The 11,425-nt window shown below is 73.3% G+C and carries 10 protein-coding genes; 7 read left to right on the top strand and 3 right to left on the bottom strand.

The window, feature by feature from the left end; translation table 11 throughout:
• Positions 1 to 81 precede the first annotated feature (81 nt).
• A complete protein-coding gene (locus AQJ30_RS26895; RefSeq protein ID WP_067239134.1) occupies positions 82 to 1,521 on the bottom strand; it encodes a gamma-aminobutyraldehyde dehydrogenase in 1,440 nt (479 codons plus the stop codon).
• A 168-nt stretch (positions 1,522 to 1,689) separates the two neighbouring features.
• On the opposite strand from AQJ30_RS26895, the gene AQJ30_RS26890 reads away from it, so the two are divergent.
• From AQJ30_RS26890 to AQJ30_RS26860, 7 genes are all read left to right on the top strand, one after another.
• Positions 1,690 to 2,214, top strand: a complete 525-nt coding sequence (locus tag AQJ30_RS26890; RefSeq protein WP_067239131.1) for an Lrp/AsnC family transcriptional regulator — start codon at positions 1,690 to 1,692, stop codon at positions 2,212 to 2,214.
• Between the two features lie 19 nt (positions 2,215 to 2,233).
• Entirely contained in the window at positions 2,234 to 3,598 is a 1,365-nt protein-coding gene (locus tag AQJ30_RS26885) for an aspartate aminotransferase family protein (RefSeq protein ID WP_067239129.1), read from the top strand.
• Positions 3,599 to 3,802: 204 nt separating this feature from the next.
• Positions 3,803 to 4,543, top strand: coding sequence for an ABC transporter ATP-binding protein (locus AQJ30_RS26880; protein ID WP_067239126.1), 741 nt, complete (start codon positions 3,803 to 3,805; stop codon positions 4,541 to 4,543).
• Positions 4,525 to 5,904: a hypothetical protein gene (locus tag AQJ30_RS26875; RefSeq protein ID WP_067239123.1), complete on the top strand. Its 1,380-nt coding sequence runs from the start codon at positions 4,525 to 4,527 to the stop codon at positions 5,902 to 5,904. Before AQJ30_RS26880 ends, AQJ30_RS26875 begins: the two co-directional genes overlap by 19 nt.
• Positions 5,905 to 5,998: 94 nt before the next feature.
• Entirely contained in the window at positions 5,999 to 6,421 is a 423-nt protein-coding gene (locus AQJ30_RS26870; protein WP_067239120.1) for a VOC family protein, read from the top strand.
• Between the two features lie 180 nt (positions 6,422 to 6,601).
• Entirely contained in the window at positions 6,602 to 7,717 is a 1,116-nt protein-coding gene (locus tag AQJ30_RS26865) for an LOG family protein (RefSeq protein ID WP_067239290.1), read from the top strand.
• 161 nt (positions 7,718 to 7,878) lie between these two features.
• Complete coding sequence (locus AQJ30_RS26860; protein WP_067239117.1) at positions 7,879 to 8,601, top strand: LAETG motif-containing sortase-dependent surface protein; 723 nt, start codon at positions 7,879 to 7,881, stop codon at positions 8,599 to 8,601.
• A 129-nt stretch (positions 8,602 to 8,730) separates the two neighbouring features.
• Here AQJ30_RS26860 and AQJ30_RS26855 read toward each other — a convergent pair whose 3' ends face one another.
• On the bottom strand, positions 8,731 to 9,750 hold the full coding sequence (locus tag AQJ30_RS26855) for an ABC transporter ATP-binding protein (RefSeq protein ID WP_067239116.1): 1,020 nt from the start codon (positions 9,748 to 9,750) through the stop codon (positions 8,731 to 8,733).
• Entirely contained in the window at positions 9,750 to 11,354 is a 1,605-nt protein-coding gene (locus AQJ30_RS26850) for an ABC transporter permease (RefSeq protein WP_067239288.1), read from the bottom strand. Before AQJ30_RS26850 ends, AQJ30_RS26855 begins: the two co-directional genes overlap by 1 nt.
• Between the last annotated feature and the right edge of the window lie 71 nt (positions 11,355 to 11,425).

The following is an 11,425-nucleotide window of genomic DNA, read 5'->3' as shown; positions in this document are numbered from 1 at the left end:
GCCGGGGGCACAGACGACGAGGCCCGCACCCCCAAGGGTGCGGGCCTCGTCAGGTCCCGGGCGGTGCGGCCCGGTCCGGGGTCACGCGTCCAGCGACGTCATCACGTGCTTGATGCGGGTGTAGTCCTCGAACCCGTACGCCGACAGGTCCTTGCCGTAGCCGGACTTCTTGAAGCCGCCGTGGGGCATCTCGGCGACCAGCGGGATGTGGGTGTTGATCCACACGCAGCCGAAGTCGAGCTTCTTGGACAGGCGCATGGCGCGACCGTGGTCCTTGGTCCACACCGAGGAGGCCAGCGCGTACTCCACGCCGTTGGCCCACTCGACCGCCTGGTCCTCGTCGCTGAAGGACTGGACGGTGATGACCGGGCCGAAGACCTCGTTCTGGATGATCTCGTCGTCCTGATTCAGGCCGGAGACGACCGTCGGGGCGTAGAAGTAGCCCTTGTCGCCGACCCGCTGGCCGCCCGCCTCGACCTTGGCGTGCGCCGGCAGCCGCTCGATGAAGCCGGCGACCTGCTCGAGCTGGCGCGGGTTGTTCAGCGGGCCGAAGAGCACGTCCTCGTCGTCCGGGTGGCCGGTCTTGGTCTCGGCGGCCGTCTTGGCGAGCGCCGAGACGAACTCGTCGTGGATGGACTCGTGGACCAGCACGCGCGTGGCGGCCGTGCAGTCCTGGCCGGCGTTGAAGAACCCGGCGACGGAGATGTCCTCGACGGCCTTGGCGATGTCGGTGTCCTCGAACACCACGACCGGGGCCTTGCCGCCCAGCTCCAGGTGGACGCGCTTGACGTCGGCGGAGGCGGACTTGGCGACCTCGACGCCGGCGCGGACCGAGCCGGTGATGGAGGCCATGGCCGGGGTGGGGTGCTCGACCATCATGCGGCCGGTCTCGCGGTCGCCGCAGATGACGTTGAAGACGCCCTTGGGCAGGATCTCGCCGAGGATCTCCGCGATCAGGACGGTGGAGGCCGGCGTGGTGTCCGACGGCTTCAGCACGACCGTGTTGCCCGCGGCGATCGCCGGGGCGAACTTCCACACGGCCATCATCATCGGGTAGTTCCACGGCGCGACCTGCGCGCAGACGCCGACCGGCTCGCGGCGGACGATCGAGGTGAGCCCCTCCATGTACTCGCCGGCCGAGCGGCCCTCGAGCAGCCGCGCCGCACCCGCGAAGAAGCGGATCTGGTCGACCATCGGCGGGATCTCCTCGGTGCGGGTGAGCCCGACGGGCTTGCCCGTGTTCTCCACCTCCGCGGCGATCAGGTCCTCGGCGCGCGCCTCGAACGCGTCCGCGATCTTCAGGAGGGCCTTCTGGCGCTCGGCGGGGGTGGTGTCGCGCCAGCCGGGGAAGGCCGCGGCGGCGGCCGCCATGGCGGCGTCGACGTCCTCCTGCCCGGACAGCGGGGCGGTCGCGTACGCCTCGCCGGTCGCGGGGTTGACCACCTCGGTGGTCCGTCCGTCGGCGGCGTCCCGGAACTCACCGTCGATGTAATTGCGCAGACGACGCAGCTCGGTGCTCACTGCCGGCCCTCCAAGGGTCAGGGGTGTCCAATGACTGAGACACCCAGCCTAATCGGAGAGCCGACGTTTTCAACACCCCCGATCCCGCCGTAGCTGCGAAATCCGCAGGCTTCCGTCACGTAGACAACGAATTTCATCGCCTCGACCTTGCGCAACTGTCGAGACGTCGTGCACAGTGAGGCCGTGGCCAGTCGAAGCGCAGAGCACAGGGACTCGCGGGACCCCCGCGATTCCAGGAACGGCACCCCCCATCTGGATGCCGTCAGCCTCGCCATCATCGAGCAGCTCCAGCAGGACGGCCGCCGGCCCTACGCCGCGATCGGCAAGGCCGTCGGCCTGTCGGAGGCGGCCGTGCGCCAGCGCGTCCAGAAGCTGCTCGACCAGGGCGTGATGCAGATCGTCGCCGTCACGGACCCGCTCACCGTGGGCTTCCGCCGGCAGGCGATGGTCGGGATCAACGTCGAGGGCGACGTCGAGGCGATCGCGGACGCGCTCACCGACATGGCGGAAGTCGAGTACGTGGTGATGACGGCGGGCTCGTTCGACATCCTCGCCGAGATCGTCTGCGAGGACGACGACCACCTGCTCGACGTGATCAACAAACGCATCCGGGCGCAGCCCGGCGTGCGCTCCACGGAGAGCTTCGTCTACCTGAAGCTGAAGAAGCAGACCTACATGTGGGGAACCCGATAACCGTGAGGACCCGATAACCGTGAGCACCAAGGACCTCAGCCGCACCGCGTACGACCACCTGTGGATGCACTTCACCCGCATGTCCTCGTACGAGAACTCTCCCGTCCCGACGATCGTGCGCGGCGAGGGCACCTACATCTACGACGACAACGGCAAGCGCTACCTCGACGGTCTCGCGGGTCTGTTCGTGGTCCAGGCCGGTCACGGCCGCACGGAGCTGGCGGAGACCGCGTTCAAGCAGGCCCAGGAGCTGGCGTTCTTCCCGGTGTGGTCGTACGCCCACCCGAAGGCGGTCGAGCTGGCCGAGCGGCTCGCCGACTACGCGCCGGGCGACCTGAACAAGGTCTTCTTCACCACCGGCGGCGGCGAGGCGGTCGAGACCGCCTGGAAGCTCGCCAAGCAGTACTTCAAGCTGACCGGCAAGCCCACCAAGCACAAGGTCATCTCCCGCGCGGTCGCCTACCACGGCACCCCGCAGGGCGCCCTGTCGATCACCGGCCTGCCGGCCCTGAAGGCGCCGTTCGAGCCGCTGGTCCCGGGCGCGCACAAGGTCCCGAACACCAACATCTACCGCGCCCCGATCCACGGCGACGACCCCGAGGCGTTCGGCCGCTGGGCCGCCGACCAGATCGAGCAGCAGATCCTCTTCGAGGGCCCGGACACGGTCGCGGCGGTCTTCCTGGAGCCCGTGCAGAACGCCGGCGGCTGCTTCCCGCCCCCGCCCGGCTACTTCCAGCGGGTGCGCGAGATCTGCGACCAGTACGACGTGCTGCTCGTGTCGGACGAGGTCATCTGCGCCTTCGGCCGCCTGGGCACGATGTTCGCCTGCGACAAGTTCGGCTACGTCCCGGACATGATCACCTGCGCCAAGGGCATGACCTCCGGGTACTCCCCCATCGGTGCCTGCATCATCTCCGACCGGCTGGCCGAGCCGTTCTACAAGGGCGACAACACCTTCCTGCACGGCTACACCTTCGGCGGTCACCCCGTGTCGGCCGCGGTGGGCCTCGCCAACCTCGACCTGTTCGAGCGGGAGAACCTCACCCAGCACGTGCTGGACAACGAGGGCGCCTTCCTCGGCACCCTGCAGAAGCTGCACGACCTGCCGATCGTCGGCGACGTCCGCGGCAACGGCTTCTTCTACGGCATCGAGCTGGTCAAGGACAAGGCGACCAAGGAGTCCTTCAACGACGACGAGACCGAGCGCGTCCTGTACGGCTTCCTGTCCAAGGCGCTGTTCGACAACGGCCTGTACTGCCGTGCCGACGACCGCGGCGACCCGGTCGTCCAGCTCGCCCCGCCGCTGATCTCCGACCAGTCGACGTTCGACGAGATCGAGCAGATCCTGCGCGCGACGCTGACGGAGGCGTGGACGAAGCTCTGACCGACGGTGGCGATCGTCGGTAAGGCAGACCAACGACGGCCCCGGTGCCGCCCGTTCGAGTGAGAAACGGGCGCCCGGGGCCGCGTGCTGTCCGGCCTCCCGGCCACGGCTGCCTAGCGTGCCCAGTGACCGATCGACCCCGCCTTCGTTCCCCCGGTCGGGGGAAGGGCACGGGAACCACAGATCTGAACCGAGGTGTACGCCATGGAGGCCCCGCCGGACAACGACGTGCTCTGGGCACGCTCCCTGCACTTCACGCACCGGGACGGCTCCCCCGCGCTCGGCGGGGTCTCGGTCGGCGTCCGCGAGGGCGAGGTCCTCGCCGTCAGCGGCCCGCGCGGCAGCGGCAAGACGACCCTGCTGAGCTGTCTGTCCGGGCTGGTGCGGGCCGGGAGCGGCGAGGTCTGGTTCAACAGCGCCCCCGTGCACACCCTCGGCCCGGTCGCCCGCGAACGCCTGCGCCGCGACCGCTTCGGCTGGATCGACCCCGTGCCGCTCCTGGTGCCCGAGCTGAACGTCTGGGAGAACACGGCCCTGCCCCTGATGCTGCGCGGCACCGGCCGCCGCCGGGCCAAGGTGGCCGCCCAGGAGTGGCTCGACCGCCTCGACGTCGGCGACAAGTCCCGGCTGCGCCCGCACGAGCTGACCCAGGCCGAACGCCAACGGGTGTGCTTCGCCCGGGCGTTGGCCCCGGCGCCGGCGGTGCTGTTCGCCGACGAGCCGACCGCGCCCCTGCACCGCGCCGACCGCGCCCACGTCCTGCGCACCCTCACCACGGCCGCGCGCTCCCACGGCATCACGGTCGTCCTCGCGACCCACGACCCGGAGACGGCCGCGGTGGCCGACCGCACGGTCTGCCTCCTGGACGGCCGCCGCGTGCACACCGTCCACCTGCCGCCGGTCGGCGAGTCGGAGGGCCGGGCCGCGTGCTCGCTCTCCGCCTGACCCACAGCGCCCGGCCGGCCGTGCAGCTGCGCCGCCTCCTGGTGGCGGCGGCCTCGGCGGGCACGGGCTTCCTGCTGCTGTCCACCCTCGGCTACGCCCTCGGTCACCCGTGGGCGTCCACGGCCTCGCTGCTGCGGCTGGGCTGGTGCGCGGTCCCGCTGGCCGCGACGGCCCACCTCGCCACGGCCGTGGCCCGCACGGACCCCGGTACCCGGCCCCGCCCGGGCCTCGCGGCGATCGGGCTCGGACCGGCCCGGCTGATGGCCGTCTCGGCCACGACGACGGCCCTGTCGAGCGTGCTCGGCTCCCTGCTGGCGCTGCTGGTCTTCCTCCACCTGCGCGGCGACCTCACGGGCCTGCCGTTCGACGGGGTCCGGTGGGAGTTCCTCGCCCCGGACCGGCCGCTGCCCCTCCCCGGCGCCCTCACCCTGCTCTCCCTCACCCCGCTGACCTGCTCGCTCGCGGTCGCCGTGATGCTGCGCCCCCGCGACACCCTCCTGGCCACACGCGCGGCGACCCGCACCCTCGGACGGGTGGGCCGCCAGGCGGCGCAGGCGGCGGGCGGCGCGGGCGGGCGCGCGGACTCGACGGGCGGGCCGGGGGAAACCCCCCACGGGGCGGCCGGCACGGACCCGTCCCCTCCCGTCGCGGTCAACGGCTCCCGGCCGGCCGAGAGCGACGCCCTCCCCACGCCCGGGCCCGGGCCGACGGAAGCCGACACCCCGCTGAACGGCGCCGCCCCCCGGCCGGCCCCGCCCCGGCCGAACCCCACCGCGCTCCCCTGGGGCGCGGCCCTCCTCGCCGCCGGCCTCGCGGTCGAGGCGTACACCGGCGGCGAGGCGACGGCGGCCGGTCTCCGACTCCCCGGCGGGCTGCACGGCCCCGGCGCCGTCCTGCTGGGCTGGACCCTCACCGTCCTCGGCCTGGCCCTCGCCGGGCCCGGCCTCACCCACCTGTGCGGCCGCCTGCTGCAGTCCGCCCACCCCGGCGCGGTCCGTCTCCTCGCGGGACGCGGGCTGATGGAGGAGGCGACCCGCATCGGCCGTCCCGTGGGCGTGCTGTGCGCGGTGGCCTCGGGCGCCTACGCGCTGGCCGCCCTGGGCGCCGACTCCGCCACCGCCGGTCCGCTGACCGTCCTGGGCGGGCTCGTGGTGGCCGGCTGTGCCCTCGCCACCCTGGGCACCGCCGCCGTGGAGGCCCGCCAGGCCCGTGCCGGGACGACCGCCGCCCTGCTGCGGCTCGGTGCCCCGGCCACGGCGCTGCGCGGCGCGGCCGCCCTGCGCGCGGGAGCGCTGCTGGCGGTGTTCGTCCCGCTCACCGTGCTCGTGGCCGAACTGGCCTCCGTGCCGCTGGCCGGATGACGTTCCGCGCCGACCGATGAGTTCCGGCGGGACCCCGGGTCCACCCCACCGAACAGCACGACAGGACACCACCGGCACCGAACGGGAGAGACCCATGACCGCGCCCTCCGGCTACCAGCAGATGATCTTCGTCAACCTGCCCGTGAACGACCTCGACGCCTCCAAGAAGTTCTTCACCGGGCTGGGTTACTCGATCAACGCGCAGTTCAGCGACGAGAACGCGGCCTCCGTCGTGATCAGCGACACGATCGTGGCGATGCTGCTGACCAAGCCGTTCTACGCGACGTTCACCGACAAGGAGATCGCGGACAGCGCGAAGACCAGCGAGGTGCTGATCGCGCTGAGCGCCGAGAGCCGCGACAAGGTCGACGAACTGGTGGACCGCGCGCTGGCGTCCGGCGCGACGTCCAGCGGCCGCACCCAGGACATGGGCTTCATGTACGGCCGCTCCTTCGACGACCTCGACGGCCACACCTGGGAGGTCATCTGGATGGACCCGACCGCGATCGAGGGCTGAGCCGACGCGGCCGAGGGCCGACCCGGCCGCGTGCGGGGCTCACCCGCTGTCGAACGGCTGTGCCAGCATGGGCGGGTGCATCCGACACCCGCCCCGCCGCAGCCCCCGTCCGAGCCGAACCGGCCGTCCGGGTCCGGCGGTTCCCCCGGACCGACCCCGCCGGCCGCACCCGCCACCGCGCTGCCGCCCCAGCCGTACGACGGGTGCCACGACCGTGAGATAGAGACGCTCGCCGAGTTCGACGAGGTCGTCTCCCGGCACGGCACGCTGGCCCGTTACCGCGTGCAGTCCGTGGATCTCACCGGCCGCACGGAGACCCTGCTGGGACTCGACACCGCGGGCGCCGTCTTCCTCGGCTGCCCGATGACCCCGCGGGCCGCGGCCCACGCCCGGACCTCGGGTGCCCTGGTCTTCCCGCCGGTCCCGGGGCTGCCCTTCGACCCCTACCGCGGTCTGGTCTACTCGCCCGACGAGCTGTTCGCCGGGCTCGACGGCGGCTACGAGGCGACGCCGGACGCCCTGAGCTACACCTGGTTCCAGCGGACCCGGTCCGACGGCGACATCTTCTCCTCGATGCTGCGCTCGATCCACGACGACGCCGTCTCGGACGCCCTCGACGAACTCCTCGCCGGCGCGCCGGTGGTGGGAGTCATGGGCGGCCACGCCATGGCCCGCGGGACGGACGACTACGCCGGTGCCGCCCGCCTCGGCCGTGAACTGGCCCGCGCCGGACTGACGGTGGCGACGGGCGGCGGCCCGGGCGCGATGGAGGCCGCCAACCTCGGTGCCTACGCCGCCCCGTTCGACGACGCGATGCTCGGCGAGGCCCTGCGCCTCCTCGCCAAGGTGCCCGGCTTCCGGCCCTCGGTCACCGACTGGGCCCGCGCCGCCTTCGAGGTGCGCGGGAACTGGCCAGACGGCGGTCGCTCGGTCGGCATCCCCACGTGGTTCTACGGCCACGAGCCGCCGAACCCGTTCGCCTCGCACATTGCCAAGTACTTCGCCAACGCCCTGCGCGAGGACGGCCTCCTGGCCCGCTCCACCGCGGGCGTGGTGTTCCTGCCAGGCGCCGCCGGCACCGTACAGGAGATCTTCGACAGCGCGACGCCCAACTACTACGGGTCGCGGGGCGAGCCGCGGCCCATGGTGCTGGTGGACCGGGCGCACTGGACGCAGCGGCTGCCCGCCTGGCCGCTGCTGCGCGCACTCGCCCGGGAACGCTCCATGGAGTCCCGTATCGCCCTCGTTGACCGGATCGAGGAGGCGCCGGAGGCGTTGAAACGTCTCGGCGGTTAATGAGTGGGCAAAGGCAACCGCCGGGGGGCGGCTGCGCGTTGACAGTTGTTATGGAACGCTTATAGACCTGTGAGCCAGCTGGGACTGGCGTCGCCCACTGCGACCGGCGACACCACCTCCCCCTCCACCCCCCGCAGTTGTAGCCCCCGAAAAGGACAAACGTGTCCCACAACCGTCGTATAGCCGCCCGTTCGGCGCGCATCCTCGGTGTCAGCGCCGCCTCGGCCGCCCTCGCCCTGAGCGCCGCGGGCAGCGCCCTCGCCTGCTCCCTCGCGGACTTCTCCGCCGCGGCCCTCTGCGACGGCGGCAAGGGCGTCATCACCGTCACCGACAAGGACGCCTCGGGCGTGCCCGCGGTCGTCACCGTGTACCTGGAGAACAACGGCAGCGACCTCCGCCAGGTCGGCGAGCAGACGGTCATCGGCACCAAGGGCGGCGCCCAGGTGCAGTTCGCCGAGGAGTGGAAGCCCGGCGCCGTCTACCGGGTCCACGTCACGGCGACCCGGGGCAACAAGACCTTCGTCAACGACGACATCCCGCTGCTGACCGCCCCGGCCAAGGCCTGCGCGGCCGAGCAGACCGCCAAGCCCTCGCCCTCCACCTCGCAGTCGGCGACCGGGAAGCCCTCGCCCTCCCCCTCCACGCCGTCCGACACCGCCACACCCGCCCCCTCCGACGCGACCGCCACCGCGAGCGGCAGCGCCGCGGCGCCCGCTCCGGGCGGCAACGACATCTCGCCCGCGGCCCAGGAGTCCAACCTGGCCGAGACCGGCGCCGACTCCAACACCCCCGTGATCGCCGGGATCGCGGCCGCCCTGGTCGTGGTCGGCGGCGCCGCCGTCTTCTTCGGCATGCGCCGACGGGGAGCCGGCAACCGCCACTGAGCGTCCCGCCGAGCCACACGGACGGCCCGTCCCCTCGGGGGCGGGCCGTTCGCGTCCCCGAGGGCGTGCTCGTGCGTCTCGGCCGAGGACGCCGCGCTTGAGCCGGGGACGACCCGCCCCCCGTGCGCCTCAGCCGAGGACGACCACGTCCGCCGCGTCGAACTCCACGCCGACCTCCGTCCCGGCCTCCGGGGCGTCCCGCAGGGCGCAGGCCGCCTCCAGGCGGGGCGCGTCCTCCGGCTGGAGGTGCACGGCGACGTGCGTGCCCTGGAAGGTGCGGGCGCTCACCCGGCAGCGCAGCCCCGCGTCGGCGGCGACCAGCCGGACCCCGGCCGGGCGGACCAGCAGCGTCCGCTCACCCTGCGCCGAGCCGGGCGGCACCGGGACCTTGCCCCAGGGCGTGTCCGCGGCCTCCCCCGCGACGGTCGCGGGCACCACGTTGCCGAAGCCGAGGAAGCGGGCCACGAAGGCGTCCGCCGGGCGCTGCCACACCTCGAGGGGCGTGCCGGACTGGGCGATCCGCCCGTCCCGCATCACCACGACCCGGTCGGCGAGCGCGAACGCCTCACCCTGGTCGTGGGTCACGGCGAGCACGGTGGTGCCCAACCGGCCGAACAGCTCCCGCAGTTCGACCACCAGCCGCTCCCGCAGGGACCGGTCGAGCTGGCCGAGGGGCTCGTCCAGCATCAGCAGCCGGGGGCTGGGCGCGAGGGCCCGGGCGAGCGCCACGCGCTGCTGCTCGCCCCCGGACAGCGCCGTCACGGCCCGCCGCCCCGCGCCCGGCAGTCCGACCAGGTCCAGCAACTCCCCCACCCGCGCGTCCTGGTGCTTCCTGGACGCGCCGTGCATGCGCAGCCCGAAGGCCACGTTCCCGGCGACGTCCCGCTGCGGGAAGAGCTGGTGGTCCTGGAACATCAGCCCCACGCCCCGCCGGTGCGGGGGCACGCCCGCCTGGTCGCGGCCGTCCAGCAGCACCCGCCCGTCGTCCAGGCGCTGGAGTCCGGCCACGGCCCGCAGCAGCGTCGACTTGCCGCTGCCGCTCGGCCCGAGCACGCACACCACCTGGTGTTCGGCCACCTCCAGGTCGACGGCGTCGAGCACCGGCCGCCCGCCGAACCGCACGGTCGCCCGCTCCAGAGCCAGCAGCATCAGAACTCCCCCGTCCGGTCCGCGATCCGCAGCCCCTCCAGCGCCAGCAGGGCCACCGCGCACACCACCATGAGAATCGTCGAAAGGGCCATCGCCTGGCCGTAGTTGAGCTCCCCGGCGCGGCCCAGCAGCCGGGCCACGGCGACCGGCAGCGTCGGGTTGTCGGGGCGCGCGATGAACACGGTGGCGCCGAACTCGCCCAGCGACACCGCGAAGGCGAAGCCGGCCGCGACGGCCAGCGCGCGCCGCACCATCGGCAGGTCCACCTCCCGCCACACCCGCCACGGCGACGCCCCGAGCACGGCCGCCGCCTCGCGCAGCCGGTCGTCCACCGCCCGCAGCACGGGCAGCATGGTGCGGATCACGAACGGCACCCCGACCAGCGCCTGCGCGAGCGGCACCAGGATCCAGCTGGTGCGCAGGTCCAGCGGGGGTTCGTCGAGGGCGACGAGGAAGCCGAAGCCGACGGTCACGGCGGAGACGCCGAGCGGCAGCATCAGCAGCGCGTCGAACCCGCGCACCAGCCGGCCGGCGTCCCTGCGGGTGAGCACGGCGGCGGCGAGACCGCCGATCAGCAGGGCGATGGCGGTCGCGGCGGCGGCGTACTCGAGCGAGGTGCCGATCGCGTCGACCGGCGGGACGAGGAACACGCTGCCCTCGTCCGAGGTGAGCGCCCGGTAGTAGGCGAAGTCCGGCGCGTCGAACGACCGTTGCACCAGCACCGCCAGCGGCAGCACGAGCAGCAGGGCGACCGTGGCCAGGACGCCGGCGAGCAGCGCCCACTGGCCGGCCCCGCGCGGGCGGCGCGCGGTGCGGGACGCGTCCACCAGCCGCAGAGTGCTCTCCCGCCGCCGTACGGTCCAGGCGTGCACGGCGAGGACCGCGCCGACGGCGGCGAACTGCACCAGGGTGAGCACGGCCGCGGTGGACAGGTCGAAGATCTCGGAGGTCTGCCGGTAGATCTCCACCTCCAGGGTGGAGAAGGTCGGGCCGCCGAGGATCTGCACGATGCCGAACGAGGTGAAGGTGAACAGGAACACCATCAGCGCGGCCGCGGCGACGGCCGGGCCGAGCGCGGGCAGCGTCACCTGCCGCCAGGCGCGCAGCGGCGAGGCGCCCAGCATCCGTGCCGCCTCCGCCTGCCGCGGGTCGAGCTGCGCCCACAGCCCGCCCACGGTGCGCACGACGACGGCGTAGTTGAAGAAGACGTGCGCGAGCAGGATCGCCCACACGGTGGTGTCCAGCCGTACGCCCCACAGGTCGTCCAGGAGGCCGCCGCGCCCCACGAGCGCCAGGAACGCCGTGCCGACGACGACCGTCGGCAGCACGAACGGCACGGTCACGACCGCGCGCAGGACCTGCTTGCCGGGGAAGTCGAGGCGCGCGAACACGTACGCGCCGGGCAGCGCGACGAGGAGCGTGAGCGCGGTGGAGGCGCACGCCTGCCAGGTGGTGAACCACAGGACGTGCCGGATGTCCGGCCGGGCGAGCACGTCCGTGAGCCGGCCGAGGTGCCAGACCCCGTCGGCGTGCAGGCCGCGGGCGACGATCGCGGCGACGGGGTAGGCGAAGAAGACGCCGAAGAACGCGACGGGCAGCACCATCAGCCCGAGCCGGGCCGCGGCCGCCGGGAGCGCGGCGGGACGGCCCGTGCCGTGCGGCCGGCCCGCTCGGC

The organism is Streptomyces longwoodensis (assembly GCF_001514125.1).
Taxonomy (GTDB): Bacteria; Actinomycetota; Actinomycetes; order Streptomycetales; family Streptomycetaceae; genus Streptomyces; species Streptomyces longwoodensis.
Note: the sequence above shows the minus strand (reverse complement) of the source record. Positions and strands in the feature narration are given on the sequence as shown.